Annotated in this window: 22 protein-coding genes and 2 pseudogenes; 6 read left to right on the forward strand and 18 right to left on the reverse strand. The window is 65.6% G+C overall.

Annotated elements, in window-relative coordinates:
* Positions 1 to 117: 117 nt before the first annotated feature.
* From B0E53_RS13240 to B0E53_RS13250, 3 genes and pseudogenes are all read right to left on the reverse strand, one after another.
* A pseudogene (locus B0E53_RS13240) lies at positions 118 to 434 on the reverse strand (acetyl-CoA C-acetyltransferase); the annotation flags it as partial.
* A 31-nt stretch (positions 435 to 465) separates the two neighbouring features.
* Complete coding sequence (locus B0E53_RS13245) at positions 466 to 1,221, reverse strand: SDR family NAD(P)-dependent oxidoreductase (RefSeq protein WP_107076345.1); 756 nt, start codon at positions 1,219 to 1,221, stop codon at positions 466 to 468.
* Positions 1,221 to 2,402, reverse strand: coding sequence for an acyl-CoA dehydrogenase family protein (locus B0E53_RS13250; RefSeq protein ID WP_107076346.1), 1,182 nt, complete (start codon positions 2,400 to 2,402; stop codon positions 1,221 to 1,223). Before B0E53_RS13250 ends, B0E53_RS13245 begins: the two co-directional genes overlap by 1 nt.
* Before the next feature lie 83 nt (positions 2,403 to 2,485).
* On the opposite strand from B0E53_RS13250, the gene B0E53_RS13255 reads away from it, so the two are divergent.
* The gene (locus B0E53_RS13255; RefSeq protein ID WP_107076347.1) at positions 2,486 to 3,094 is read left to right on the forward strand and encodes a TetR/AcrR family transcriptional regulator; all 609 of its coding nucleotides are present in this window, start codon (positions 2,486 to 2,488) and stop codon (positions 3,092 to 3,094) included.
* Between the two features lie 15 nt (positions 3,095 to 3,109).
* Positions 3,110 to 3,528, forward strand: a pseudogene (locus B0E53_RS39340) (IS3 family transposase); the annotation flags it as partial.
* A 22-nt stretch (positions 3,529 to 3,550) separates the two neighbouring features.
* Here B0E53_RS39340 and B0E53_RS13260 read toward each other — a convergent pair.
* The 4 genes from B0E53_RS13260 to B0E53_RS38640 all read right to left on the reverse strand — a co-directional run bounded on the left by B0E53_RS13260 (position 3,551) and on the right by B0E53_RS38640 (position 7,027).
* Positions 3,551 to 4,777 (reverse strand): helix-turn-helix domain-containing protein, encoded by a 1,227-nt coding sequence (locus B0E53_RS13260; RefSeq protein WP_107076348.1) that lies wholly within the window; start codon positions 4,775 to 4,777, stop codon positions 3,551 to 3,553.
* Positions 4,778 to 4,791: 14 nt separating this feature from the next.
* Positions 4,792 to 5,466 carry a GntR family transcriptional regulator gene (locus B0E53_RS13265; RefSeq protein WP_168215310.1) on the reverse strand — a complete coding sequence of 225 codons (675 nt, stop codon included), beginning with the start codon at positions 5,464 to 5,466 and terminating at the stop codon, positions 4,792 to 4,794.
* A gap of 71 nt (positions 5,467 to 5,537) precedes the next feature.
* Positions 5,538 to 6,722, reverse strand: coding sequence for a CaiB/BaiF CoA-transferase family protein (locus B0E53_RS13270; RefSeq protein ID WP_107076350.1), 1,185 nt, complete (start codon positions 6,720 to 6,722; stop codon positions 5,538 to 5,540).
* Positions 6,719 to 7,027, reverse strand: coding sequence for a hypothetical protein (locus tag B0E53_RS38640; RefSeq protein ID WP_107076351.1), 309 nt, complete (start codon positions 7,025 to 7,027; stop codon positions 6,719 to 6,721). The genes B0E53_RS13270 and B0E53_RS38640 overlap by 4 nt, the downstream gene beginning before the upstream one ends.
* Before the next feature lie 185 nt (positions 7,028 to 7,212).
* Here B0E53_RS38640 and B0E53_RS13280 point away from each other — a divergent pair, with 185 nt between their 5' ends.
* Together B0E53_RS13280 and B0E53_RS13285 are read left to right on the forward strand one after the other, a co-directional pair.
* A complete protein-coding gene (locus tag B0E53_RS13280) occupies positions 7,213 to 8,034 on the forward strand; it encodes a CoA ester lyase (protein WP_246835382.1) in 822 nt (273 codons plus the stop codon).
* The gene (locus B0E53_RS13285) at positions 8,024 to 9,748 is read left to right on the forward strand and encodes a FumA C-terminus/TtdB family hydratase beta subunit (RefSeq protein ID WP_107076353.1); all 1,725 of its coding nucleotides are present in this window, start codon (positions 8,024 to 8,026) and stop codon (positions 9,746 to 9,748) included. Before B0E53_RS13280 ends, B0E53_RS13285 begins: the two co-directional genes overlap by 11 nt.
* Positions 9,749 to 10,197: 449 nt before the next feature.
* Here B0E53_RS13285 and B0E53_RS38645 read toward each other — a convergent pair whose 3' ends face one another.
* The 7 genes from B0E53_RS38645 to B0E53_RS13320 form a co-directional block, all read right to left on the reverse strand.
* On the reverse strand, positions 10,198 to 10,446 hold the full coding sequence (locus tag B0E53_RS38645; protein ID WP_210406052.1) for a hypothetical protein: 249 nt from the start codon (positions 10,444 to 10,446) through the stop codon (positions 10,198 to 10,200).
* On the reverse strand, positions 10,443 to 10,649 hold the full coding sequence (locus B0E53_RS38650; RefSeq protein WP_210406051.1) for a hypothetical protein: 207 nt from the start codon (positions 10,647 to 10,649) through the stop codon (positions 10,443 to 10,445). Before B0E53_RS38650 ends, B0E53_RS38645 begins: the two co-directional genes overlap by 4 nt.
* A gap of 81 nt (positions 10,650 to 10,730) precedes the next feature.
* Positions 10,731 to 11,738 carry an ABC transporter permease gene (locus B0E53_RS13300; RefSeq protein WP_168215311.1) on the reverse strand — a complete coding sequence of 336 codons (1,008 nt, stop codon included), beginning with the start codon at positions 11,736 to 11,738 and terminating at the stop codon, positions 10,731 to 10,733.
* 38 nt (positions 11,739 to 11,776) lie between these two features.
* Positions 11,777 to 13,255: a sugar ABC transporter ATP-binding protein gene (locus B0E53_RS13305; protein ID WP_146167663.1), complete on the reverse strand. Its 1,479-nt coding sequence runs from the start codon at positions 13,253 to 13,255 to the stop codon at positions 11,777 to 11,779.
* 77 nt (positions 13,256 to 13,332) lie between these two features.
* Positions 13,333 to 14,499, reverse strand: a complete 1,167-nt coding sequence (locus B0E53_RS13310) for a substrate-binding domain-containing protein (protein ID WP_107076356.1) — start codon at positions 14,497 to 14,499, stop codon at positions 13,333 to 13,335.
* Positions 14,500 to 14,507: 8 nt separating this feature from the next.
* A complete protein-coding gene (locus B0E53_RS13315; protein ID WP_348639659.1) occupies positions 14,508 to 17,105 on the reverse strand; it encodes an AMP-binding protein in 2,598 nt (865 codons plus the stop codon).
* Positions 17,002 to 18,009 (reverse strand): polysaccharide deacetylase family protein, encoded by a 1,008-nt coding sequence (locus B0E53_RS13320; protein WP_107076358.1) that lies wholly within the window; start codon positions 18,007 to 18,009, stop codon positions 17,002 to 17,004. Before B0E53_RS13320 ends, B0E53_RS13315 begins: the two co-directional genes overlap by 104 nt.
* Positions 18,010 to 18,216: 207 nt before the next feature.
* On the opposite strand from B0E53_RS13320, the gene B0E53_RS13325 reads away from it, so the two are divergent.
* Complete coding sequence (locus tag B0E53_RS13325) at positions 18,217 to 19,014, forward strand: transposase (protein ID WP_168215312.1); 798 nt, start codon at positions 18,217 to 18,219, stop codon at positions 19,012 to 19,014.
* A 534-nt stretch (positions 19,015 to 19,548) separates the two neighbouring features.
* Here the strand turns inward: B0E53_RS13325 and B0E53_RS13330 are convergent.
* The 4 genes from B0E53_RS13330 to B0E53_RS13345 form a co-directional block, all read right to left on the reverse strand.
* Positions 19,549 to 22,602 carry an SMC family ATPase gene (locus B0E53_RS13330; RefSeq protein ID WP_107076360.1) on the reverse strand — a complete coding sequence of 1,018 codons (3,054 nt, stop codon included), beginning with the start codon at positions 22,600 to 22,602 and terminating at the stop codon, positions 19,549 to 19,551.
* Positions 22,602 to 23,747: an exonuclease SbcCD subunit D gene (locus B0E53_RS13335; RefSeq protein WP_107076363.1), complete on the reverse strand. Its 1,146-nt coding sequence runs from the start codon at positions 23,745 to 23,747 to the stop codon at positions 22,602 to 22,604. Before B0E53_RS13335 ends, B0E53_RS13330 begins: the two co-directional genes overlap by 1 nt.
* Before the next feature lie 191 nt (positions 23,748 to 23,938).
* Entirely contained in the window at positions 23,939 to 24,190 is a 252-nt protein-coding gene (locus B0E53_RS13340; RefSeq protein WP_107076361.1) for a hypothetical protein, read from the reverse strand.
* 40 nt (positions 24,191 to 24,230) lie between these two features.
* The gene (locus B0E53_RS13345) at positions 24,231 to 25,184 is read right to left on the reverse strand and encodes a tyrosine-type recombinase/integrase (protein WP_107076364.1); all 954 of its coding nucleotides are present in this window, start codon (positions 25,182 to 25,184) and stop codon (positions 24,231 to 24,233) included.
* Positions 25,185 to 25,975: 791 nt separating this feature from the next.
* Between B0E53_RS13345 and B0E53_RS13355 the strand changes: the two genes are divergently transcribed.
* Positions 25,976 to 26,443, forward strand: a complete 468-nt coding sequence (locus B0E53_RS13355; RefSeq protein WP_246835384.1) for a hypothetical protein — start codon at positions 25,976 to 25,978, stop codon at positions 26,441 to 26,443.
* Positions 26,444 to 26,874 lie beyond the last annotated feature (431 nt).

Genomic DNA, 26,874 nt, shown 5'->3' on the forward strand with positions numbered 1-26,874 from the left:
CCGGAGACCTCAGCCTTTATCGATCACCGCCACGCCGGCACCTCACCACCCGCCGACCCCTTACCAAACACGGCCTAACCGACAACGACAGCACCAGATCGTCGACCCGCGTACTGCAGCTACTACTTCGGCAGCAGCGAAGGAAACGGCCTGCTGCGATTGACCCGCACTGCCGGTCGATGGTGACGCCCGGGATGTGCTCCGGCCATCCGGCCGACAGGACGAGGTACGTGCGATGTCTAACGACTGTTCCCCGGCCTGGCCTACGCACCCCCAGATCACGTCGTCGATGACGGCTGGGTCGATCCCGGCCCCGTCGCTGAGCGCGTTCAGCACAGTGGCGGACAGGTCGGCGGGGTGGACGCCGGACAGGCTCCCGCCGCGCTTGCCGATCGGGTGCGCACGGCTTCGACGATGACTGCCTCGCTGGTCACGGTTGCTCCCTTTGGCGGTTGGTAGGCGGGGTCAGCGTGGTGCCATCCGGAGGGCGCCGTCCATGCGGATGACCTCGCCGTTGAGGTAGTCGTGGTGGATGATCGCGAGCGCAAGTTGGGCGTACTCGTCGGGCCGGGCGAGGCGCCGAGGGAACGGCACGCCGGCAGCGAGACTCTTGCGGAACTCCTCGGAGACGGTTGCCAGCATCGGGGTTTCGACGATGCCCGGCGCGATGGTGTTGACCCGGATGCCGTACTGGGCCAGGTCGCGCGCGGCGGGAAGGCTGAGGCCCACGATGCCGCCCTTGGACGACGAGTACGCGGCCTGGCCGACCTGGCCCTCGTAGGCGGCGACCGAGGCGGTGTTGATGATGACGCCGCGCTGCCCGTTCTCGTCGGGCTCGGTCCGGGCGATGGCTTCGGCGGCGAGTGCGAGGACATTGAAGGACCCGATGAGGTTGATCTGCACGACGCGCGCGTAGAGGTCGAGGTCGTGGACGCCATTCTTGCCGAGGATTCGCATGGATGGGCCGATGCCCGCGCAGTTGACGACCGTGCGCAACGGGGAACCGGCGCGGGCGGTCGCGATGGCGGCTCGAACCCCATCGGGGTTGGTGACGTCGGTGGCGACGTATTCCACGCCGGCGATCCGGTTGGCCTTGTCGATGCTCTGCTTGAGGTCGAGTGCGAAGACCCGCGCGCCCTTGTTTGCCAGCGCTTCGGCGGTCGCGGCGCCCAGTCCGGAGGCCCCGCCGGTGACGATGGCTGCGGTGTCGGCTACCTGCATCAGTGCTTCTCCCTGTTGACGGTGGTGATCGTCGCGGTGGTGCCGCGGGCAAGCGCGCGGCTGATGACCATCCGTTGGATCTGGTTTGTCCCTTCGAGGATCTGCATGACCTTGGCTTCGCGCATAAAGCGTTCGACCGGGAAGTCCCGGGTGTAGCCGTAGCCGCCGAAGACCTGTACGGCGTCGGTCGTGACCCGCATGGCGTTGTCGGTGGCGACCATCTTGGCGATGGACGCTTCACGACTGAAGGGCAGGCCCTGGTCTTTCAGGCGGGCGGCGTGCAGGGTCATCGCGCGGGCGGTCTGGACGGCTGCCTCCATGTCGGCGAGCAGGAACGCCAGGCCCTGGTGTTCGACGATCGGCTTCCCGAACGTGGTGCGACTCTTGGCATAAGCCACGGCCTCGTCAAGGGCGCCTTGGGCCAGGCCGGTGGCGATGGCGGCGATGCCTAGCCGGCCGGAGTCGAGCGCGGCTAGCGCGATCTTGAGACCGCCGCCCTCGGCACCGATTCTGCGGCTGGCGGGAATCCGCACATTGTCCAGGCGCACCGTGGCGGTCACCGATCCAGTGAGGCCCATCTTGCGCTCCGGTGGGTCCGCGCTCAGGCCCTCTGTCTCCGCGGGGACCAGGAAGCAGGAGATGTCGGTGCGCTCATCCGACGTGCGCGCTATAACCTGGTAGAAGTCAGCGTGTCCACCGTGAGTGGTCCAAGCCTTCGCGCCGGTGAGTACGTAGTCGTCGCCGTCGCGGACGGCGCGGGTGGTGATGGCGGCGGGATCGGAGCCGGCGTGCGGCTCGCTGAGGCAGTAGGCGCCGAGCAGGTGTCCGCCGAGCATGTCGGGCAGCCAGGCTTGCCGCTGCCGTTCGGTGCCGTAGTTGACCAGCCCGAAGCAGGATAGGGCGTGCACGCTCGTGCCCACGGCGACGCTGGACCAGACTCTCGCGACCTCCTCGAGCACCTGTACGTACACCTCGTAGGGCTGGCCGCCGCCGCCATGCTCCTCGGGGTAGGGCAGGCCGAGGACGCCTACCGCGCCGAGCGTCTTGAACACGTCGCGCGGGAAGTCCTCGTCTGCCTCGGCCCGCGCGGCTCGGGGTGCCAGTTCCTTGTCGGCGAGATTCCGGACGACCTCGATCAGATCGGCGCTCTCGTTGGTCGGCATGACGCGTGATGCTGGCATCGCACATCCTCTGAGTACGGGTATGAGTACTACAATATCGGCTACAGTACTCTCCATGATCACGCTGCCGTAGAGTCAGTGCCATGCCATCGCATGAGAGGTTTCGCACTCGCCGCGAGAAGATGTTGGGTCAGCTCCGCGAGTTGTTCCTGGCCGAAGGGTTCGCGTCGTTCAGCATCGGCGATCTGGCCGAACGGTTCCGGTGTTCGAGGAGCACCCTGTACGCCGTGGCGCCCAGCAAGGAGCAGATCGTGGTTGCGACCGTGCGCTCGTACTTCAAGACCGGGGCGGAGCGCATCGAGACCCGGGTCGCAGCGTCGGCTGATCCAGCGCAACAACTGGCGATCTATCTGGAGTCGGTGGCGTCTGAGCTCCAGCCAGCGTCGGCCGCCTTCTTTGCGGACCTGGCCGACTTCGGCCCGGCCAACGAGGTGTACCAGGAGAACACCCAGTACGCCGCCCGGCGGGTCCAAGACCTGGTGACCCAGGGAGTCAAGGCCGGTGTGCTCCGCCCAGTGCACGCTTCGTTCGTAGGAGCCGCGGTGGCCGAAGTGATGGGCTCCATCCAGCGGGGAGCGATTCAGGAGGCCACCGGACTTGACTCCGCACAGGCGTACCGGCACCTGGCCGACCTGGTCATGACCAGCCTGGCAGATCCGAAGAAGCCAGCGCATGAGCGGAGGGCGACATAGTGGCTGTGGTTACCGCGCGGCTCCTCGATGGCCTCCAAACCGGTGGCGTTCCTGCTCGCCGACCTGGGCGTGACCAAGTCCCACGCCGGCGGCACTGCTGCCAATGACAACCCCTACTCTGAGGCGCAGTTCGCAGAACACCCGAGCGTCCTCGATCGAGCCGAACCGGACCGGTTCTTCCGCTGGTACGCCCACGAGCACCGCCATTCGGGATCGGACTACATGCTCCCGCCGACGTCCACTACGGCCGCGCGCACGCGATCCGCGAGGCCCGCGGGCGGGTCTTGGACGCCGCCTACCAGGCCAGCCCCGAGCGGTTCGTCCGCAAGCCACTCGAGCCGCCGAAACTGCCCGAAACCGCCTGGATCAACAAGCCCGAGAACAAGACGAACCGGCTCAGTAGTTTGCTCAAGAACGTGTCTCAGAAGGGTTGACAGGTTCCGTACAGCTCGCCGGTCAGAAGTCGTCAGCCGCGTGGTCGAGGCGAACCATAGGCGCAAGCTTCAGCGCGAGCCAGAGCGGAAGGTCTCCGACTTCGGTCGGCCGACCGCGGACCTTCTCGAACTTCTTGAGCCGTTGCGTCACCGTGTTTGGATGCAAGTGGAGCTGGCGGGCGGTCCGCGTCGGGCTGGCTCCGGTTTCCAAGAAGACCTGGACTGTCTGGATCAAATCGAGACCGGCCGGCCACTGGTGGAGTAGAGCGCCGAGTTGCCGATGAACCAACCGTCGCGCTGCCTGGTGGTCCTGAAGCGCCAGCGTCTCGGCCTCGACATCAGGGAAGCACAGCGGCGATGCGGATGGATTGGCCTCCAGCAGAGGCGCGGCACTGAGTGCCTCCTCCCGAACACGTCGGAACCCGACGGCGCCATACTGCTCACTGCTGAGTGCGACCATGGCCCCCTCGGGTGGACGCGACGGTAGGCGTGACCCGAATGCTGTCCAGGAACCTTCGCGCACCGTGACCCACACCAACGCCGACCGGGCACCCAGGGCCAATGCCAGGAATGGACCGCCCAGCATGCTCGCAACATGGGAGACCGCAGCGTCCAATCGACCGGCCGGAAGGTCCGGCGCGGTAGCGACGACAAAGGCGACGTGGGCACAGCTGGCGATCGAGTATCCGAGGAGTTTCTCAGCGTGCGCGACGTCAATGTCTCCAGCGATGAAATTGTCCAGCGTTTCCCGGACTTGGGCACCCTCGCGGTTGCTCAGATGAGCCGTTCTCGTGGAGTAGATCTCGACGACCTGCGCGGTGATGTCCTGGAGGTAGTCGGAGGTCCAGCTCATGACGACCTCGAGCAACGCCAGCCGGAGGTCCGCGGACAGCGCCTCGTGGGACTTCGCCCGCACGGCTTCCAGGAACGCCTTCCAGATCTCGACCTTGCCGATCTCGTATGCCATCAGCAGCGACTCCAGCGGTGCGCCGCTGTCCGCCTGAGCGATGACGAGCGCGCGAGCCGGCTTCGGTATCGCCCACCTCCGAGGGCGAGCCACCAAACCAAAGCTCCGGAACGACGGCAGATGTGACATGACAGATGCCCTCAGTAGCGCCCGATCGACGTCATTGGGCACCATCCTCGGAACGCGTTCCGTGAGCAGATCGACCAGACGTTCGAAGACAACATCGCCCTGAGCTTCTATCCACTCGCGATAGAAGCTCCACCGGTCTGTCGTCTCCGCCACTCTTGCAGTCGCCTTCAATCGGTGTCCGGATCGAATGGATCCAAAACATCCTCGCCGCTAATGCGGCGAGCGATCGGGAGGAACCCGTGAGCGATGTGCGTCTCGACGGCTGCGGCAGCCCTGTCCGGATCGCCAGCGCGCACCGCCTCGAGTATGGCGTGATGCTCCTTCCTGGAGGCTTCAGCACGGTCGGGTGCGCCGATCACGAGATCCCACGGGAATGACGCCCATAGCAAGGCGAGGTGATCCGACAGCCCAGGGATTCCGCTACGATCATAGAAGTAGAAGTGAAAGTCGCGATTCGCCTGTCGGACGCGAAGCTCGTTGCCGGCGGCAGCCGCATCCTCGATCTTGAGAAGTAGTTCCTGTGCCCGCTTGATATCGCGGAGGCTAAACCGGGTGGCGGCACGACGCATGGCATAACTCTCAGTCAGACGACGCACGATATAGGTGGCCTTCACCCGGTCGAGGTCGATCCCTGCAACCCGGGTCCCACGATGCGGCGCTGATACGACGAGACCTTCTGCCTCTAGGACGCGCAGCGCCTCGCGCACCGGGGTAATGCTGCTGTTGAACCTTTTGGCGAGCTCGTCCTGCGGCAGGCGACTCCCGCGTTCGAGCTCGCCGGAGACGATGAGCCGTCGCAGCCCATCGACAATCACGTCCCGCTTGGTCGCATTGTTTACCACGGTTATCGCTTCGTCCGCCTTGATGAGGCACCATCCGGGCAGATTATGCCCGGCGATGCTCTGGTGTTTGTTCAGAACGTCCCATCCCTCTTGAGAGCACGGATGTCGACGGCGTTGTACCCCAGTTCTTCGAGCAGGTCGTGGGTGTGTTGGCCGACGCTGGGGATCGGTTCCATTCGCGGTTCGCGGCCCTCGACGGTGATCGCGGGCAGCGTCGCCTGGATGGGGCCGGCAGGCGTACCGATTTCGCGCCACCGATGGCGCGCGGTGAGCTGGGGATGGTCGATGACGTCGGCGACCTCGCGCTGTCGCGCGTTGGCGATCCGTGCACTGTTGAGTCGCTCAGCGAAGGTGGCCCCGTCGATCCGAGACAGCTGCTGGTTGATGAGGGTATCGAGCTCGACGCGATTGCTCACTCGGCGGCTGCCGGTATCAAAGCGCGAGTCTTCTGCCAGTTCGGGCATGTCGAGCACGACGTCACAGAACGCCTTCCACTCTCGCTCGTTCTGGATGGACAGCACGTACTTCTGGCCATCGGCGCAGGCGTAGGTGCCGTACGGAGCGATGGCCGCGTGGCTGGTGCCGGTGCGGCTGGGTGCCGCTCCGCCGTATCGCGTGTAGTACAGCGGGTAGCCCATCCACTCGATGAGTGAGTCGAAGAGGCTGATGTCCAGCTTGGTGCCCTCGCCTGTGCGTTCCCGGTCATAGAGGGCGGACAGAATCCCTGCGAACCCGTACATGCCGGCGCCGATATCGGCCGCTGGGATACCGCTCTTGGCGGGTGCATCGTCGCTTCCGGTGACTGAGACCAGTCCGGTCTCCGACTGGATCAGCAGGTCGTAGGCCTTCGCATGGCGGTAGGGCCCACTGGTGCCGTAGCCCGTGATCGAGCAGGTGATGAGCCGCGGATCGCGCGCCCGAAGCGCGTCGGCTCCTAGGCCCAGCCGCTCGGCAGCACCAGGCGCGAGGTTCTGGACGAACACGTCGGCGCGGTCGATGAGCCGGTGCATGACGTCCAGTGCTGGCGGCTGCTTGAGGTCAAGGGCAATGCTCTCCTTCGAGCGGTTGAGCCAGACGAAGTGGCTGGACATGCCAAGAACCGTCTCGTCGTAGCCTCGCGCGAAGTCTCCGCTGCCGGGACGCTCGACCTTGATGACACGTGCCCCGAGGTCCGCCAGCTGACGAGTGGCGAACGGCGCAGCCACCGCCTGCTCACACGAGACAACGGTGACGCCGGCCAGTGGCAGCCCGGTCATGGCGTCCCCACCGCGATGGCCTTGGTCTGACGGTAGCCAGCCAGGCGCTCGAACCCCTTCTCACGGCCGACCCCGCTGCCCTTCCAGCCGCCGAACGGCAGGTCCACGCCACCACCGGCGCCTCGGCGTTCCAGGACAGCACATCGCAGCCGCACCGCTCCCGCGCAACGGCAACGATCTGGGTGACGTCCGTCGTCGCGAACGACGTCGGCGCTGCCTCCGGCAGCCTCGATCGGCTTGACCACCCGCTGGGCGCCCTCGAGATCCGGGTCCGCGATCACGACACCGGCCCCGAACTCGGCCAACCGCTCCGCGGGGCTTGCCCAATACCGCTCGCACCGCCGGTCACGATCGCGACCCAGCCCTGCAGGTCAATCATCTCGATGCTCCCTCGACCCTTGTGGTGGCCACCACGCTAGCCGACACTATGCGTGACAGCAACAGATCATGCATACTTCGTGGATTCATGCCTGTCCCGAAGGTGGCGTCTTTGACAACCGATCCGTCCGCGCCGAGCGGAGCTCTCCTCTTCGTACCGGGTGATCGACCTGACCGCTTCCGGAAGGCGTCCGCCGCCGGCGCCGACCACGTGATCGTCGACCTCGAGGACGCAGTGGCCGAGGCCTCGAAGCAAGGCGCCCGCCAGTCCACCGCGGCTTGGCTGGCTAGCGGGCGCGAAGCCATCGTCAGAGTCAATGGCGTCGGCACCGCCTGGCATGAACCGGACCTGCGCATGGTCTCCGGGCGTGCCAGCTTCGTCCTGCTACCGAAGTGTGAGGACGCGGCCGATGTCAGCCGCTTCGTGAGCTCGTGTGACTCCCCCACCTTGGCCCTGATCGAGACTCCGCTCGGGCTCGCGGCTGCCCACGAGATCGCGGCCACCGGAGTTGCCGGCCTGGTCTTCGGCAACGTCGACTTCGCCGCCAACATCGGAGTGGATCCGGCGTCACAACCCGCGCTACAGTTCGCTCGCTCCCAGCTGGTCTACGCCAGCGCGGCCGCCGGGCTGCCCGCGCCGATCGACGGCGTCACCACGCGCCTGACCGAGAGCGAGGCGCTCGATGCAGACCTCACGCATGCGCGCGAGCTGGGGTTTGGTGGCAAACTCTGCGTCCATCCCAGCCAGGTCGCACCCACTCAGGTCGCCTTCCTCCCCACCGAGGAGGAGGTCGCCTGGGCCGTCGCGGTACTGGACGCCTCACAGGGCGTGACGGCCGTGGCTGGGCAGATGGTGGATGCGCCCGTCGTCGTCCGCGCCCAGTCGATCCTGGACCGGCACGGCAAGAACGACAGGACGTTCGATGGCGACTGAACCTGGACCACTCGCTACGAGGCCCGACTACGACGACCCGGACTTCGACTACACGCCGATCCTGCCCAGAGGCAAGGATACGGTGGAGTTCGTCGCCATCGACGCACCGCGACCGGAGGTGGTCGATCGCTATGGGGACACACTCCTGAAGGTGTCGGACCTCACCCTCACCCGGCTCGCCGACGTCGCGTTCACCCGCGTTTCCCATCAGCTGCGCACCTCACACCTGGAGCAGTTGCGGAGCATCCTCGACGATCCTGAGGCCAGCGCGAACGACAAGTACGTCGCCACAGACCTTCTCCGCAACGCCGCGATCTCGGCCCAGGGCATCCTGCCGATGTGCCAAGACACCGGCACTGCGATCGTGTTCGGGCAGCGGGGGTCCCGTGTGCTCACCGACGGACGGGACGCGCGCCATCTCAGCCGGGGCATCCACCACGCCTACAAGACGCTCAACCTTCGCTACTCACAGCTCGCGCCGCTGACCACTTACCGCGAAGTCAACACGGGCAACAACCTGCCTGCACAGATCGAGATCCTGGCCGAGGGCCACGACACCTACGAGTTCCTGTTCATGGCCAAGGGCGGCGGCAGCGCGAACAAGAGCTTCCTGTTCCAGGAGACCCGAGCACTCCTGGACGAGCAGAGACTTCTCTCCTTCCTCACCGAGCGGATCAGTGCTCTCGGAACCGCGGCCTGCCCTCCGTACCATCTGGCAGTCGTCATTGGCGGCACCTCCGCCGAGTACGCGCTCAAGACCGCGAAGCTGGCCTCTGCCCGGTACCTGGACACACTGCCCACCTCGGGCTCACCCTCAGGCCACGGCTTCCGCGACCTCCACCTGGAAGAACAGCTCCTCTCCATCACTCGCCAACTCGGCATTGGCGCACAATTCGGCGGCAAGTACTTCTGTCACGACGTGCGAGTAGTTCGGCTCCCGCGACACGGAGGCTCCTGCCCCGTGGCGATCGCGGTCTCATGCTCGGCAGATCGGCAGATCCTTGGTCGCATCACGGCCGAGGGCGTATTCCTGGAGAAGCTTGAGGAGGACCCCTCTCGGTTCCTGCCCGAGGTGACCGATGCCCACCTCGTCGGGGAGGTCGTGGCGGTGGATGTTTCAGCGCCTATGACCCAGATCCGAGCCAAGCTGTCGGGACTGGCCGTTGGAACCAGACTGTCGTTGTCTGGTGAACTCGTCGTCGCGCGCGACCTCGCGCACGCCGAGATCAGCGCCCGCTTGAAGGCAGGCGAACCGCTGCCGGGATATCTACGCGACCACCCCGTCTACTACGCCGGCCCCGCCAAGACACCGAACGGGATGGCCGCGGGATCCTTCGGTCCCACCACGGCAGGGCGCATGGACACCTACGTGGAGGAGTTCCAGGCAGCCGGTGGATCGCTGGTCATGCTCGCCAAGGGCAATCGGTCTCAGACGGTGGCGAACGCCTGCCGCCGACACGGGGGCTTCTACCTCGGATCCATCGGAGGCCCCGCCGCGCGGCTGGCCCAGGACTGCATCAAGAGCGTCGAAGTCATCGACTACGAACACCTCGGCATGGAGGCCGTGTGGAAGATCCGGGTCGACAACTTCCCCGCCTTCGTCGTCATCGACGACCAAGGAAACGACTTCTTCGCCCCAAGGACGCGTGCCCTGCTCCAGATCCAGACGAGCAATGATCAGAACCTGCAAATGGCTCGCGGCGAGGTGACATGAAGCGGGCGCACCTCCCGAGCAAGATCGAAGCCCAGTAACAGTCTGATCAGGGTCGGCGTTGGCGCGCCGGCTCGGGAATGTGCACCCATGCTCAAAGTAGTCCACGACGCCGCGGCGTCCAACGAGCCGGCCGGTGGGTCGTTGCTTGACGAGATCGTCCGTGACGGCGCGCGGCAGATGCTGGCCGCGGCGTTGGAGGCTGAGGTCGCCGCGTACGTCAAGGCGTTCCGCGAGGAGGTCGACGAGCACGGCCATCGGCTGGTGGTCCGCAACGGTCATCACGAGCCGCGGGAGGTGACCACGGCGGCGGGCGCGATCCCGGTGTGCGCGCCGCGGGTCAACGACAAGCGGGCCGACGAGGCCACCGGGCAGCGGAAGCGGTTCTCCTCGACGATCCTGCCCGCGTGGTCCCGGAAGTCGCCGAAGGGCTCGGAGGTGCTGCCGCTGCTCTACCCGGTGATCTTGGTATGCCCGAAGCTGGCGTCCTGCTTGGCGTGCCCGTACACCGGGCGCAGCAGCGAGTCGATGTCGATGAACGCCCGCTGTTCGATCCGGGGCGGCAGGTCGGTCCGCTGCACCAGGTTCACCAAATCCGCCCGCGCTACCGGGGCCAGCTGCAGGCTGTGGCCGTGGGTGAACTCGCGGAGGAACTGTCCCAGCGTGGCCGGCGCATACACCCCGCCGAACAGCCGTTTCATCCCCCGGAGCGGATCACCTGCAGGTCGTCGATGCTGTCCGCGCCGGCGGCCATCCCCGCGATGATCGAGGACACCTTTCCCGCCGGGTTCACCCCCGCCGAGGCGACCCGGGTCGGGCCGAGCCCGACCCGGCCGCCGACCAGTTCAAAGAGCCCGGCCTGCTCGGCCAGCGCCATCACCGGCGCCAATCCCGCCGACGACACCAAGTGCTCATCATCGAACAACGGCGTGGCCTTGGACCACGAGTGCGATAGTTTCACTCCCAGTGCCTTTCCTGACATCCGTCACAGCCGTGCACCACGACTCCGGGCCATCAGAACCGCCGAGAGTGCTACAGCCACCACGACCACGGCGCCGGTGAAGGTCGGCTCGACCCAGTCATCGACGCCGGCGAGTGTCAAGCCGTTGACAGCAACCGCAACAAAGAAGACGCCGACGATCGCTCCGGCGACGGTGAACCTCCCCGGCTTGATCGTGGTTGACCCCAGGAACACTGCTGCCAACGCCGGCAGCATGAATCCTTCGCCGATCCCAGTCGAAGCCGATCCGGTACGGCAGACCAATAGCACTGCGGCAACCCCGGCAAGAGCACCAGCGATCAGAAAACTGAACGCCACCCTCCCCGAGACCGGAACGCCGACCAGCTTGGCCGCCTTCTCGTTCGAGCCGATGAGGGAAAATTGCCTACCAACGACGGTGTACCGCAACAGCACCGTCACGGCCAGGACGCAGATCAGCAGCAACCATGCTGGTTTCGGGATGCCCAGGAAGGACGTCGCCCCGAAGTCCGTCATGGAGTCGGACACGCCGAGGATGATGTCGTACCCCGAGAATAGTGCGCTCAACCCGCTGAGAAGCGTCGCTGTGCCCAGCGTGATCACCAGCGAGTTGGCTTGGAAGAGCGACACCAGCAAACCGTTCACGAGACCGATCAATGCCCCAGTGCTGATCCCGATGATGACGCCAACGGCCGTTGGAACCTCCCAATTAGCGACGGCGTGAGCAGTCGCGATCGCCGACACTGTGACATTTGCCCCCAAGGACAGATCGAAGCGGAACGCCACCAAGGGGACCAATGCGGCCAACGCGACGATGCCGACAACGGATTCGCTGGCCACGATCGTCTGAACATTCGTCCAACTTGAGAACGTTTCGGACGTTTGCGGAGAGATAGCGAAGTAGAGCGTCAGGCCCACCAAGCCGGCGACGAGTGCGTATTTGGACAGGAAGTTGACCACCGCCGCCTTGGCCCCCGACAGCTGCCTAGATGGGATTTCAACCGTCTTCGACACGCGTGATGCCTCGTGCCCGGGGACTTCGGTCCGTTGGTTCATCGGAGGTCTACTTTCTCGTTCATCCCGTAAACCAGATTGATGAGTTCGCTGCGTGCGAGTGATTCGGTCGGCCTGCTGAAGGAAATGGCGCCTTCGTGAAGGCCCACAATCCGTGTGCAGTGCCCCAGGAGTTCCTCGATGTCGGAACTGACAACAATAACCGCAGCGCCCGATTCGGCAGCGGCGCCGATAAAGCGATAGATGTCTGCCCGAGCCCCGATATCCACACCCTGAGAGGGCTCGTCCAGGAGCAGCACTCGCGGCAATAACGACAACCAGCGCGCGATGACGACCTTCTGCTGATTTCCTCCTGAGAGGGCAGAGACCGGCGCATCCAAGCCAGGCGACTTGACGCCGTACTGGGCATGCGCCCGCGCTGCGGCCCGGCTCGCCTTCCGTGGTCGGAACAGCCCCGATTGGGTGTAGCGATGCAGCGCATTGGGTACAATATTGTCCGATACCGACATTTCCGGGAACAGGCTCAGACGAAGGCGATCCTCGGGCACGTAAGCGACCCCGTTGGCCAGCATCGTACGAAAGCCAGCGCCCGACAGTTCTCGACCGGCAACCCTCACCGAGCCGCCAAGGTGCGGGTGCAAACCCGCGACCGTTTCCAACAGACTGGTCCGGCCACTTCCGACGAGGCCTGCGACGCCGACGACCTCACCGGCCCCGACCTGCAGGTCCACTCCGCGGAGCGGCCCCCCGAGAAGCCCGGACACCGAGAGTACCTCTCGATGCTCAGCGTCCGCCCTCCCTCCCCGGACGTTCGTGCTGTCGACCTGTCGGCCGACGATCGCCTCTACGAGCTTGGGTCGCGCCAGATCTGCCGCCGGGCTATCGAGCACCTTCACGCCGTCGCGCAGCACTGTGACCGCATCACAGACGTCGAGTACCTCGTCCAGTCGGTGTGAGACGAAGACGATGCTGTGCCCGCAGCTGGCGTACCCACGCAGGCGTTCCAACAACTCACTCACCTCGCCGTGCGGAAGACGAGCCGTCGGCTCGTCGAGGAACAAGACCCCGTCCGCGACCTCGCCGGACGGCACCTCGAAGTCGGAGAGGGCGCGCGCGATGGCAACCAGCGTCTGCTCGGCAGGCCGCAACTCACGCAGGTCCCGAGATGCGTCGATATCCAGCTCAAACCGGTCGAGGATGGACCTGGCCCGCTGACGCAGCGACTGCCGACCGAGGAAGCCTGCCGTGCTGTCCCCCGGTGCGAGAACCGGCAGCAAGTTGTCCGCTACCGACAGGTCCTCGAAGAGGCCAAGGTCCTGATGAACGAACCGAAGCCCCAACTGCCGGGAGACCGACGGCGTGATCTGGTCGGCCGGCTCGCTCCGGACCGGGGTGGCCACGTGGCCACCCCGGTCCGGCCGGACGACTCCAGCGAGCACCTTGATCAACGTGGATTTGCCGGACCCATTTCCGCCCGCGAGGGCGTGGACGCTCCCTCGGGCGACGTCGAAGTCCACCTCAGCCAGAGCGCGTGATGCGCCGTATGTCTTCGACAGAGAACCGACCCGCAGTATGTAGTCGTTCGGAGGCACTGTTACTTGCCTTGCCAGATTCTGATGTAGTTCTGCTGGTAGGCGTCGGCACCGGCGTTGCCGTCGTACTCCTCGACGTCCGGGACGCTGTCGGAGTTCATCGACTTGATACCGATACCCGAGTCGACAACGTCCCCGCCGGCGAACAGTCGGTTCAAGGAGTCGGCGGCAGCCCAGCCCAGCCAGGTCATCGGTCGACCGACTGCGAAGTTCTGCACACCCGACCGCAGCAGCTTGAGTGACGACGGGCTACCTTCGTGGCCGGCCAACAGGAGGTCGGAGCGACCCGCCTTCCGGGCCTGCTCGACAGCAGCTCCCACACCAACCGGGATGTTGGCATCCAAGGGCGACATCACCACATTGGCCTTCGGGAACTTCGAGAGCCCGGCCGCAGTCTTGCCCTGCAGTTTGCCGCTGAAGATGTCGCCAGAGGTGTACGGGATCGACTCAACCGTGCACGTCGAACATTCTGCCATGCGAGCCCGGAACGACTCGCCGACGTGGCGCGTAACAGCCAGGTCGTCCTGCTTCAGCTCCACCACAAAGGCTTTACCGTCGGTCTCTGCAATCACCCAGTCGGCGATTGCCGGTCCGACCACCGTGCTCAGGAACTGACCATAGGTGTCGAGCTTCTCGCCCCACGGGAGATAGCCGTCAAACATCCGCTTGCCGCCACCTGCGAACTTGTCGTCGCAATCGAGGGCGTTGGCACCGAACACGACGACCCCAGCCGCCTTGGCTTCCGAAATGGCTCCCTTTGTCGCTGCACAGTCCACCGAGAACAGCATGATCGCGTCAGCCTTGTCCGCGATGGCTGCTCGAATCTGCTGGTTGTAGACCTTGGGATCGAGCTTGCCATCGACTACCTTCACATCCCAGCCCAGGTGCTTGCCTGCTGCCGCGGCACCTTTGGCGGGCAGCGCACATCCAGAACCTTGGAGTGAGCATGCAATCGCCCAGACCTTCTTGCCGGGTACCGCCTTCGGCCCGGACTCGGGCAGCTCACGGTCCGTGCCGGCGAAGTTGGCCTCGGTTGCCTTCTTGGCCTGCGCGACAACGGCTGCAACGTCAGCATCGCTGCCACGATTCCCGGAAGGACCATTCTCACCGCATGCTGTCAGGAGGACCATCGCCGCCGCAGCGGCGATCGCCGATCTTGCATATCTCATACCTGTGCCTACTCTCCCTTTTCACAATTCACCGAAGGACCACTAGACGTAGAGGAACCGCCACCAGATGACCTCGATTCGTGGTCGGGGATCACCGATTCGGACTTTGCCAGGCGGGCTAGACGCTCGTTGAGAATCTCGCCCGCTTCGTGAGTCGCATGACTGATCTGGTGCGACATGAAATGGAATGTATGGAACTGCGCCTCCCCCCGGAGGTCCGCCAGATACTGCAGGCTCTCCTTGGACAGTTCCAACGCTTGGCGAGGCGCACGCAGGAGCCGCTCGATGAGCCACGCCAACTTCGAGTCAAGGTCATCGTCCGGGACAACCCATGTCACCAGACCCGCCTGCCGGGCTTGCTCGGCCGACAGTCGCTCGTCCAACCAGAACACCCGTTTGGCCCAGCTCTCGCCGACTTTCGATGCGAAGTTGGGGACCTCGGCCTCGTTGACCCCCATGTGCATCAGGATCGGAGACCCGAATATCGCGGACTCGCCCGCAACGACAAAGTCAGTCGCCGCCGCAAACATGAGTCCGGCAGCCAAACAGTGACCTTGGATTCGACACACGGTGGGTATCGGCAAGTGGCGGAGCTTCGCAACCGGGTCGACGAACCAACGCTTCTCCTGCTCCTTGCGAGTCTCCACCTTGGAAAAGTTGCTGAAGTAGGTCTTGTCCTCGCCCATCATCCGAAGGTCGTGGCCCGAGCAGAAGCTCCGCCCCGCGCCCGCGATCACCAACACCCTGACAGAGCGGTCGGCTGCCACCTCGTCGATCGCGGCATCGAACTCACGCAACATCTCGAGATTCTGCGCGTTGTGAACCTCAGGACGATTGAAGGTGATTGTCCGGACACCGTCACGATCATCGACCAGGATCGGACCACTGTCCCACCGGGCCGACCGCCCGACGGGACTTGTTGCCGCTGCCCCGCCGTCCACGTCCGGCGCCTCGGATGCCGGCGCAGCGGACAATCGACTTGCCAGCTCGCGCAGTGCGGCCACATCAGGCTTGCCACCGGGCGTCCTGGGCACCTCAGGGACCACCTCAATCCACTTGGGGTGTTTGAAGCGAGCCAACGTCCGACGGAGCCGACCTTGAATGTCCTCGATCAGTTCGGGGTCGGCATAGAACTCCGGCTCCGGCTCTACGAAGGCCACGACGGACTCGCCGAACTCGGGGTCGGGGCGGCCGACCACCACTGCGTCAGCCACTTTGCGATGGCCAACCAGCGCGTTCTCGACCTCCTGCGGATAGATGTTCACACCGCCGGAGATAATCACGAAGGATTGCCGATCGGCGAGATAGAGGTACCCGTCGGAGTCCAATCGCCCAACATCCCCAACGGTGACCCACTCCGGATCCTCTGGGTGACGGGAACGAGCGGTCTTTTCCGGGTCACCGAAGTACTCGAAGGGGCGCACGCACTTGAAGTAGATCGTTCCGACCCGGCCAGCTTCGAGTGCGGCACCACTCTCGTCGCAGATCCGCACCAGCTCCGGATCAGGTCGCCCTACCGATCCTGGTCGCTCGGACCATTCCTGCGGGTCGAGGAACGCCCGACCGATGGCTTCCGAGGCGCCGTAGAAGTCCCAAAGGATCGGGCCCCACCATGACACCATCGCACGCTTGGTTGCGTCCGGGCAGGGTGCAGCCGAGTGAACGGCCACGCGCAACGACGAAAGATCGTAAGCGTGCCGAACTTCTGAGGGCAGCTGCAGCATTCGGACGAACATCGTCGGGACCCACTGGCTGTGAGTCACCTGATGCTGCTCGATCGCCTTGAGTGCTCCCTCGGCGTCGAACTTCTCCTGTACCACCACCGTGCCGCCCAGCACGTGCGTCGCGACGCAGAACCGCAGCGGGCTTGCGTGGTACAGCGGCGCCGGACTCAGGTAGACATCGCCGTCCTCGAAGCCAAATTCCGTCTCATACACCGATGCCAAGGAGAACGTCCGCTCGTCGATGGCTGCGTTCGGATCGATCGGCCGCCAGATACCCTTGGGAGCCCCGGTAGTGCCCGACGAGTAGAGCAGCTCGTTCCCTAGCCGCTCCCGGTCCGGGCGTTCAGTCGAGACCCCGGCAAGGGCCTCCCGCATGTTCCGGTACCCATCGACCAGCCCCGTCCCTACTGCCAGCCTGAGTTTCAGGTGGTCAATCTCGGCGAGCCTCGCCGCTGTGCCTTCGAAGTCCGTGCCGACAATTACGCCGCTCGCACGGCAGTCCCCCACGATGTAGGCGGCTTCATCTGGTGTCAGTTGAGTACTGAGCGTCGTGACGCGGTGGCCGGCTCGGAGGATGCCCCAGTACGCCACGAAGTACTCCGGGCAGTTCCCCAAGAGGATCGCGATCGGACTACCCTCGGGAAGGTTGGCTCCTTGGAGAACATTGGCCAACCGAGCCGAGTCGTCGGCGAGCTCACGATAGGTCATGGCTGCACCTGATGCAGCCATCACGACAGCGACCCGGTCAGGGGGCGCAACGAACGGGTGTGCTGGCCGGTCAGTCATGGATCGGCCGCACCGCGCTCTGCCAGTCGAACTCGCCGCCAGCAACTGTGCCGCCAACTTCCTTAGCGGCGTGGTTGCGCATCGCGCCGAAGACATCCTCGTAGGACATCCCCTCGCGCGGACTGACCTCCTCCATCCTGGACAACGTCTCCAACGGCGGAGTCCCCTCGAAGGAGACACCGAGGTGGTCGGCCCACTTCTGGGTGCTGTTTCGGAAGAGGCGGGTGTGCATTGGTGCTGGGAGCGCGTTCAACGGATCCCGCATCCCTTCCTCGAGCGATACGAACTCGACTCCGGCCGCGACCAGAGCCTCAAGCATCGGGCGCACCGAATCGGACGTAACAGCCGTACCGTGAAAAACCGAGATGAAGATCGGGTCGCGGCCGAACATCTCACGAGAAACCGCCGCGTGGCGCCGGAGCTGGTCGACCGCCGTTTCTGCGTAAGTCCGGACCAGCCAAGCGGCCGCGTCGGAGTCCGCGCTCTCGACTGCCCGCCAGTACGGCGCAACGAACTGAGCGTCATAGAACCAGTAGCTGACCGGCGCCGGGATGTAGTTCTCCTTGGCCAAGAAGTGGTGAATGTCGGCAACCTTGTCGGCCTCGGCGCCCCACATGTCCATCGGATACCGGAAGTACTTCACCGGAGCCGCCTCGATGAAGCTGCCGATATAGTCCTCGGAGAGTTTGATGTCTGCAGTGAATGCACTGGCCGGTACCCAATCGGGGCTGGCGTGATTGTGCGTATGGTTTCCGACGTGGTGCCCTGCCGCACACCACGCTTCGACTTGCTCGCGCAGACTCGGATCCTCCTCCATTGGACCCGTGCTGAAGAACGCATAGCAATCGGTGATCCCGAAATCAGCGAATGCCGAGGTCAATGACGACACCACGCGCTCAGCGCTGTACCCGGTCGGAAACGGCACCATCTTCCACTGCAGGAAGTCATCCACCGTAATGGCTACTTTCACCGGGCCGTTCGGAGAAATGGGTTCGCTCATAATTGCCTCTCTGCGGCGTCGTTCTCTGCGACGCAAGGAATGCTGCTCCTGGTGCTGCACCGAATCAACGTGCTCGGGCACCACAGTCCGGTGGTATGTCCCCACACATTCGGCTCAGGCAGACACGTCAACGAACAAGTCGATCTAGGTGGCTGGTGTTAAGTGAGGTGTTTGGGGTTGGGGCCTGGGTGGTGTTGGGCCGATCGGGTGATCTCCACGGTGGATCCGCAGGCCCGGCACGGGCACAAGACCTCGGCGCGGGGTTTCGACGGGTACAAGGGCCACATCGCCGCCGACCCGGACAGCGAGATCATCAGCGCGACCGAGGTGAGCGCGGGCAACCAGGGCGACGCGCAGACCGCCGCCGACCCGATCATCGACCTGCTGCCCGACACCGACGGGCAGGACGGCCAGAGCGGGCAGGACGGCGGTCAGGACCGGTCAGCCGTCTACGGTGATGCCGCCTACGGTGCTGCGGAGTTCCTCGAGAAGCTGGACGACACCGGTATCGAGGCCACGGTCAAAACCCAGCCGGCGACCAACGCGGGCGGCCGGTTCACCAAAGACGCCTTCGGCATCGAACTCGACGCCGGCACGGTGACCTGCCCGAACCAGACCACCGTGCCGATCCGCCGGAACCGTGCCGGTGACGGCACCGCCGACTTCGGCACCGCCTGCGCCACCTGCCCCCTGGCCGCGCGGTGCACCACGTCGAAATCCGGCCGGAAGGTCGCGGTCGGCCGCCACGAACGGTTGCTGGCCCGAGCCCGGGCCACCAGCACCGACCCCGCCCGGCGGGCCGACTACCGGGCCACCCGGTCGAGGATCGAACGCAAACTCGCCCACCTGATGCGACACCGCCACGGCCGCACCAAGATCGTCGTCCATGTTGTGCGGCGGCGAGCAGGTAGTTGTAGCGGGTGGTCTGCGGGTAGTTCCCGGCCCGCAGCGACCGGTCCCAGTCCCGGAGAAACCCGGCCCAGGTCCGGGACAGTCCGACGGTGAGCTTCTGAAGATCCAGTAATGGCATGACAACGCGCCCGAGTCAAGGAGTCCAACAGCGGCGTGCTAGACCGGGCATCCATGCCAAGCAATAAAATCGGGCTCCCGCAAGTCGCTGACCTGCGGAAACCCTCTCACTGTCGGGACGGCCGGATTCGAACCGACGAGCCCTTGACCGACGGTCAAGGAGCGCTACTTGGAGCCAACTTGACCGATCTTGGTCCCCAGAACACCAAGGAGGGCCAATCCGAATCCCGGATCGGCCCTCTGACCTGCGTCGGGACGGCCGGATTCGAACCGACGACCCCTTGACCCCCGGTAGTCCGGTGGCCCAGCGGCATGCTCACGCACGTTTGCCCAGGTCGCCTGAAGCATAAACCGGCCGAGTAAAGGAGTCGTCGCACCACTGCCTCGACAAGCACCGACCAACTCTTGCCGACAAGCAGCGCGCAGTGACTTGCCTCCCACCCCCTCCAACGCGCTGCTCGAACCTGGTGGCTGACCGCGACCGGGCGGAACAGCGTCGCAGCGACGATCTCAGTCGAGCACCCCCTGAGCCTCGACGACCAGGGATGAGCCGGTGGCTGTCTTGCGCACGTGTAGGCGCGATGGAATGCGCCTGCGCAGTTCCGCGACGTGGCTGACCAGTCCGACGGTCCGGCCACCGGAGCGCAGGGCGTCGAGCGCATCGAGCACCTGATCGAGCACCTCTTGATCGAGACTGCCGAAGCCCTCGTCGACGAACAGGCTGCCGAGTTGGGTGCCGCCTGCCTCGGCCAGGACGACATCGCTGAGGCCGAGGGCAAGACACAGCGAGACCAGGAAGGTTTCCCCGCCGGAGAGCGTGGCCGGGCGGCGCTCCTGGCCAGTCCACGCATCGATGACGGATAGGCCGAGCCCGTTTCGCCCGGCGCGGCGGCCTGTGTCTGACTCGGTGACGTGGCGCAGCAGGTAGCGGTTGTAGGTGACCTGCCCGAGGCGGGTGTTCGCGGCCGTCACGACGTGCCGGAACCGGTGGGTCAGCACATACGTGGAGAGGGTCATCCGGGTATTGCTGTCGGTGCTCTTGCCCTCGACGAGTTGGGCGAGCCGGTTGGCGATCTCGTACTCCGCGCGGATGGGCTTCCATTGGGCGAGGGCGTTGATGAGGTCGGGGCCCAGTTGCTTCAGTCGGTCGTGTTGCCTGACGGCAAGGCCGTGCTGGGCATGCAGTTCGGTAGCACGTTGCCTTGCGGTTTGGTAGGCCTGTTCGCTGCCCTCGACGTCTGGTGGTGGTTCGTGTGCGGCCGCGAGCAGGGTGGGGTCCTGCACTCGTCCTGCGATCTTGTTGTACTCGCTGTCGAAGGCGTCGATTCGTTCCTGCAGTTCGACCAGCTCGGGGTTGGCCAGGGCTGCGCTACGTGCTGCCATGGCGTCGGCGAACTCCGACAGGTGCAGGTGGTGGTGCGCCTCACGGTGGGCCTCGGTGAGTTCCTTTGCTGCCTGTCGCCACTCCCGCAGGCTGTTCGCTGCGGCCTTGATCTCAGCGAGTTCCCGGGCCAGTCGAGTCATCCGTAGCCGCAGGCTTTTGTCCTCGCCGCGGATGGCGTCGATGGTTTCGGTGAGTTCGGTGATCTGCTCGGCCAGGGCGGTCTGTTGGGTGGTCGCCGCTGCCTCATCGCGGTCGATCTCGGCGGCCTCGCGGTGTTGATCGGCCAGCAGCACGTCGAGGGTTTCCAGTTGGGCGCCGAGTTCCTCAGCCAGTTTCGCTGCCTCGGTCGCAGCCCGGACCGCCTTGCGTGCCTCGGTGACCTTCGATATCGCCTGGGCTGCCGTCAGGTCGCCGACCGCTTCGGTGACTTCCTTGAGTTGGGCATTGATGCGCTCGACGGTGATCTCGGCACTCCGGCGTTCATTGAGCCGCTCGCCCGCCTCAGCCTCGGCCAGTTCCTCGTCAGCGGCAGAGACGGCGTCGGCCGCAGCCCGGGCGGGATCGGGGTGTTCCGGGGAGCCACAGACTCCGCAGGGCTGTCCAGGCCGCAGCTCACCGGCGAGTTCTGCGGCCATGCCGGCCAGTCGGCGCTGCCGTACGTCAAGGTGCCGGGCCTCTGCGGCCTGATGTCGGTCGGTGGCAGCACGCCGTTCCTCCTCGGCGGTCGTGAGTTGCCCGGCAAGGTCGTCCCGCCGCTTGCACGCCTTGTTCTGCTTCTGCGCCTCGGCCAGCAATAGTTCGGCGGCTGCCTGACCAGCAGCCACAGCGAGGGACTGCTCCTGCCGGGCGGCAACCTCGGCACGCTGGGCAGGCAGCTCGGCGAGGAGGGTTTTGGCCTTTTCTCTTCTGCTGGCCAGATCCTCAAGCTTCTTGCTGACCGTCGTCTGTTGGCGCAGCAGTTTGGTCCGTCGGGCCTCGCTGTCGGTCGCGCCTTCGGCCGCGTGAAGTTGTGCGGTACGGGTCTGCTCCGCGTGGGTCAACGCATCGAGATCGAGGTCGGCTACGTCGACGGCGTCCCAACTGTCCGGGTCAGGCGACGCGGTATGGTCCGGCAGCACCGCTACGTCGACGGGCAGGGATTGGAGGTGTTCGATCGCCTGCCGGCGGAGCCGGTTAAGGTGGTCCTGTCGGCGGTCGACCTGGTCGAGGTACGGCTTCAGCGCCATTGCGGCGCGGGCGAGGTCGATCTGGCGTTTCCACTGTTCACGCTCAGGCTTGCGCGTTGTCAACTCGTCGCGCTGCTGGACCGCCGCACGGTACTCGCGTTGCTGTCCGGCGAGTGTTGCGGCTGCCTGCCGGATCTGGTCGAGGCGCTGTTCCTCTGCCGCACCGACAGCCACGCTCTGGGTCAGGGCTTCCACCAGATCACCGACCTGGTCTCGGTGCGAGGCAGCCCACACGTCCAGCTCGACCAGGGCATCGGGCTTGTCGAGATCCGCGGGCACCTCCACCTTGACCACCTCGGCGAAGCGCTGCGTCAGGTCGCGGATCGCGCCGAGGGCCGCACGTTCCTGCTGGCCGAGTTGCGTACGGTGATCGGCCAGCCAACGCTCGGCCCGATTGAAGATATCGATGTCGAAGAGGTGCCGCAGGAGCCCTTGCCGGTCTTCGGGAGATGCTTGCAGAAATCTGGCGAACCCGCCTTGGGGCAGCAGGACTACCTGACAGAACTGGTGGACGTCGAGGCCGATCTCCGCCGTGATCAGGTCAGCGGCTTCCCGATGGTCACGGGTGACGAACGACTGAGTCTGATCCGGCAGCTGCTCGATGATCTCGACATGTGCGCCTTCGCGCATGGTTCCAGTACCGCGCCTACGGGGGCGGATCCATTCCGGGGTACGAGTGATCAACAGTCGCCTGTTGGTCAGGGTGACGTCCAGTTCGACACGGGGGCCGCGGCCAGTGCCGGCGTGGTGGGAGTGCAGTGACCTGGCGTCGTCGCGTGAGCCGGGTACGGCTCCGTACAAGGCGAAGCAGATCCCGTCCAGAATCGTGGTCTTTCCCGCACCGGTGTCACCGTGGATCAGGAACAGGCCGTCAGCCGCGAGCGCCTCGAAGTCGACGCTGACCGTTTGAGGAAACGGTCCGAACGCGGTCATGGTCAGCCGGTGAAGTCGCATCAGCGGGTCGCCTCCAAGCGGCGCAGCTCGTCGAAGGTGCGATGCAGCAGCGTGACTTCGTCGCCGTCGGCGGGTCGGCCGCGTACCTCGGTCACGAAGTCGAGCGCCACCTCGACCGGAGCCAGTCGATCAAGGTCGGCGAGGTCTCGGCTTTCCACGTCGGCGGTCAGGCTCGGCACGACGAGCTTCAGCAGATGCGGAAACCGACGTTTGAGCCGCTCATGCGGCGACAACGGTCGTACCTGGTCGGTCAGGGTCGCCTCGACCCAGCAATGCTCGTACGCGCTGTAGGCAGGGCTGTTCAACAGCTCCTCAACGCTGCCGGTGAGCCGGGCCATCCGCCTCGGTATCGGGGCAGGGATCTCCTCGACGCGGCGCAGCCCGTCAGCGTCGAGGTCCACAAGGTAGGACGACTTGACGTGGGCGGCCTCGGAAAAGCTGAAAGCCAACGGTGAGCCGCTGTATCGCAACCCGTCGGTCAGCCGCTGACGGCCGTGCAAGTGGCCGAGCGCCACGTAGTCGACGCCGTCGAAGACCGCACTGGGTACATGCTGCACGCCACCCACGCTGATGTCCCGCTCGGTGTCGCAACCCTGTCCGCCGAAGACGAAGGCGTGCGCCATGACGACAGACCGATGTCCAGGGCGGCCGGCGAGATCCGATCGAACCCGGTCCATCGCGGCACGAAGGGCCGCAGCATGGCTCCGATCCTCGAGTCCCCAGTCGGTTACCGCAGAGGCTGGTTCGAGAAATGGTACCGGGTAGCACGCGACCGCCGCGTGCTCATCCTCAACGAGCACCGGCGCGCCCACAGCACCCGTGCCCACTCGCACGTGGACACCGGCTCTCTCCAGCAACCGGGAACTGACTCCCAACCGAGCCGGCGAGTCATGGTTGCCGGCAATGACGACCACCTGCGTCCGGGCCTCCAACACGAGCCGGGTCTGTGCCTGGTCCCACAAACCGACCGCATCAGGCGGCGGCACCGCCCGGTCGTAGAGGTCACCGGCGATGAGCACAGCATCGACCCGTTCACTGCGAGCAACCTCGACCAAATGATCGATGAATGCCTGGTGCGCATCGTGCAGGCTGAGACCGTGCAGATGGCGACCCAGATGCCAATCCGAGGTGTGAAGAAATCGCACGAGCGCTGACGCTAGGGCATACATCGACCGCAACGCATCAACTCAGCCGACCACACTCCCAGCCGAAAATCGGGTGTGTCCCGGCAGCCCGAACGCGAAGCTTCTGGTATCAGACGGCAAGAAAGCCGAAAACCGCCGAGGGCGAGCCGCGGAGTGCCGGCAGTCCGGACTTGCTCACGTAATCAAGGGTCCTACGATTGGGCTCGGCTTCGGCGTGCCGCCGCCGAGCGCTCGGCCAGTTGCAGCATGTACGCGGTCCTCGCGTGTTTGGCCATGGCGGCTCGGACGTCCTCGGGCAGCGCGCCGTCGGGGTCGACCTGGCGCTCAAACCGGCCGAGGAACGCCTTGGTGCCGGAGGAGGTACGGGCCGTACGATCAGTGGTGTTGGCCCAGGAGGCGTGTGCGGCGATGCGGGCCCGGCGGCGGCGCTGCTCCGGGGTCATGCCCGTTTCTCCCCCATGCCTCCCTGGCTTCTTCTCGCGGTCAGACACGTTCACCGATCCCCATTCGGGCTTGCACCTGCTGGGCTCGCTCGGCGGCGGCGCTGGCGCCGTAGTGTCGCGGCATGTCGTCGGATGTCCAGCCGAGCACCAGCATGAGGTCGCCGGTGTCTCCCCCGGCCAGCTTCCACTCGTGTGCGTAGGTGTGCCGCCAGCGATGGGCGTGCACGCCATCGACCCCGGCGCGCAAACCGCGCCGTTTGAGCATCAGTTTGATGCCGTTGCCGGTCAGCGGCTGTGCACCACGTACCGCTAGCCACAGATGGGGTAGCCCGAAGCCTTTGTGGCGGCTGCGGGCGCGCACGTAGCGGCTGACCGCCCGGGCGGTTTTGGGTCCAAGTCGGACCCGCCGGTCCTTGCCGCCCTTGCCGCGGTAGCGCACCGTGTCCAGCGACAGGTCGACGTCGTCGAGTTGCAGGTTGGCCGCCTCGGACAGCCTCGCTCCGGTATTGGACAGCAACCGGATGATCGCTTTGTCACGGACATGGACGAAATCCTTGCCCTCACACGTATCCAGCAGCTTCTTGGTGTCCTCGTCCTGGAAGATTGGTACGAGTTGCCTTTGTGTCTTGGGCTGCCGAACCCGCAGCATGGGCGACTGGTCGATCTCCTCCTCGTCGACCGTGAGCCACTTGAAGAACTGCTGCAGGGCCTTGTGCTTGTTCAGCGCCGTGGCCGGCGACCGGGTCTCGATCATCCACGCCTGAAACGCCTCGACGTGCCGCCGCGTCACGGCGGCCGGAGTGAGTGCCGCCTCGTGCGGCTCCCGTTGGTGGTCGCCCGCGAGGTAGCGGCCCAGTTGAGCAGCGGCCAGCAGGTAGTTGTAGCGCGTGGTCGATGGGTAGTTTCCCGACCGCAGCGACCGATCCCAATCGGTGAGGAACGTCGCCCACGCCTGAGGCAAGCCCATCGTCAGCTTGGCCAGATCGCGATTCATGACCCCACCCACCCTGCGGCGTCAACGCCGGGCGCCGGCGTTGGTGCGGTGTACTGCCTCCTTGCCGCCTCCGAATAGCAAGGTTGCGTCGACCGCCACCACCGGGTCGGGAACGGCAAGGCCAGCAGCCCGCCGAGCCCGAGGGTCAGCACGGAACGGCCCACGCCGCCGTCCGCTGAGGACACGCACACCAGTGGACAGCCCGACCGCAGCGACGCCGCCCGCCACCACAGCGTCTCCACCCGCCTGCCGGCACCGAACTCCCGCGGGATCTCCCGCACCGCCGCCTCACCGACGAGGCGCGGCCCCGAAGGCACCGAGGCCAAGGCCCGGGCCGCGATCTGTTCGGGGGTGGGAGCCGGCGGGAGGGCCCTCTCCCTGGCCGCCGGCTCCCCCTGCCCACCGCCGTGCCCGCCCGAAGGCGCACGGGCGGCGAGCTGGTCGGGCTGCTCGTCCGATGGACCTTGCACGTCCGCCTCCCCGTAAGGCTTGCCGCACAGCACTGACCGACGTCGACATCGGCGCGGCCGGTCCCCCGTTACTGTCACGACCTGGACGCTGACCAGACGAAGCAGGCCCTACAGCGACGACGCGTCCCCTCCTACGTCGCCGCCCGCGTGCCGGGATGCCATCTCGCGTACGGCGACCCGATCCGCTACGCTCCAGGCAACTCCAGTTCGGGTTCAACCGAACCGCAGTTGCGAGCGATACCGAGAGCTAAGCACAGGTCACAGAAGGGCGTCAACCGCAGTTTTTGTTGTGGCCAACTGTGGTTGGAGTTGGGGGACTCCATGAAAGACACACCAGCCGACCAGGCCGAGGCCGCAGCCTCAAACCTGATCCAAACGAGGCTCCGAACCCTCTTCGAGGCCAGCACCGAAGGTCGGCCACCTTACACAGAGGCCGAGGTTGCCCGGGAACTCACCAAGGCAGGCCACCGCATCACCGCCGAAGGCATCCGCAACCTGCTGCGCGCACCCCGAATCAACCCCAAAGCATCCACGCTCCGCGCGCTCGCCCAGTTCTTCGACGTGCCCGCCGGCTACCTACTCGGCGACCAAGAAGAACCCGAAGAACACAGCCGACGCGTCCGTGTAATGGCGCGATCTATCACCAAGCTCTCACCCGCCGCCCAAGACGGCATCGCCGTAATCATCGACAACCTTCTGCGAGTGGAGGAGACCGCCCGAGGGGGCGACAGCAAGACGCCAAGCCACCGACCTGGCCCTGACCAGGAACCAGGCAGCTCAAGGCAATAACCCATTTGCTTGGGTCCCTCGCAGCCGGCGACGTCGGCCGCGGCCTGCGTCCAGCCTCGCCAGTCCCAGGAACGTCGTGGTCTGCTCGCAGCGGCCGTTCAGGTGCTGGGTCCACCGTACTGAGCGGTCGACGGGCGGCGCGTGCCCTGGAATTCTTGGCAGCAGGCGCATGAAAGCGGACGCAATGCGCCGGATAGAGTCGCCGTCGGATTCGAGGAGGCACGGCCGCGTGGGTGGCGCAGCATTCGACGTGTCAACGGCTGTGCTCAGGACGCCGGGATTTGCCAGGGTCGGACAGCTTGTGCCCGACGACCAGGATCTGCTGACCGTCCCCGTGGGAACGAAAGTCGGGAGTGTCAAGCCCCGGGTTTGATGGAGAGTTGGTTAGCTGGTTTTCAGGGTTGCGGTGACCGGGTGGGTCATCGCGTGTA

This window comes from Micromonospora sp. MH33 (genome assembly GCF_003013775.1).
Lineage (GTDB): Bacteria > Actinomycetota > Actinomycetes > Mycobacteriales > Micromonosporaceae > Micromonospora > Micromonospora fulviviridis.

Coding starts and splice junctions, on each gene's coding strand:
- B0E53_RS13245 (WP_107076345.1), bottom strand. CDS start 1,221: ATGCAGGTAGCCGACACCGCAGCCATCGTCACCGGCGGGGCCTCCGGA.
- B0E53_RS13250 (WP_107076346.1), bottom strand. CDS start 2,402: ATGCCAGCATCACGCGTCATGCCGACCAACGAGAGCGCCGATCTGATC.
- B0E53_RS13255 (WP_107076347.1), top strand. CDS start 2,486: ATGCCATCGCATGAGAGGTTTCGCACTCGCCGCGAGAAGATGTTGGGT.
- B0E53_RS13270 (WP_107076350.1), bottom strand. CDS start 6,722: ATGACCGGGCTGCCACTGGCCGGCGTCACCGTTGTCTCGTGTGAGCAG.
- B0E53_RS13285 (WP_107076353.1), top strand. CDS start 8,024: ATGGCGACTGAACCTGGACCACTCGCTACGAGGCCCGACTACGACGAC.
- B0E53_RS38645 (WP_210406052.1), bottom strand. CDS start 10,446: ATGAAACGGCTGTTCGGCGGGGTGTATGCGCCGGCCACGCTGGGACAG.
- B0E53_RS13310 (WP_107076356.1), bottom strand. CDS start 14,499: ATGAGATATGCAAGATCGGCGATCGCCGCTGCGGCGGCGATGGTCCTC.
- B0E53_RS13315 (WP_348639659.1), bottom strand. CDS start 17,105: ATGTCTTCGGCGCGATGCGCAACCACGCCGCTAAGGAAGTTGGCGGCA.
- B0E53_RS13320 (WP_107076358.1), bottom strand. CDS start 18,009: ATGAGCGAACCCATTTCTCCGAACGGCCCGGTGAAAGTAGCCATTACG.
- B0E53_RS13330 (WP_107076360.1), bottom strand. CDS start 22,602: ATGCGACTTCACCGGCTGACCATGACCGCGTTCGGACCGTTTCCTCAA.
- B0E53_RS13340 (WP_107076361.1), bottom strand. CDS start 24,190: ATGACCCCGGAGCAGCGCCGCCGCCGGGCCCGCATCGCCGCACACGCC.
- B0E53_RS13345 (WP_107076364.1), bottom strand. CDS start 25,184: ATGAATCGCGATCTGGCCAAGCTGACGATGGGCTTGCCTCAGGCGTGG.
- B0E53_RS13355 (WP_246835384.1), top strand. CDS start 25,976: ATGAAAGACACACCAGCCGACCAGGCCGAGGCCGCAGCCTCAAACCTG.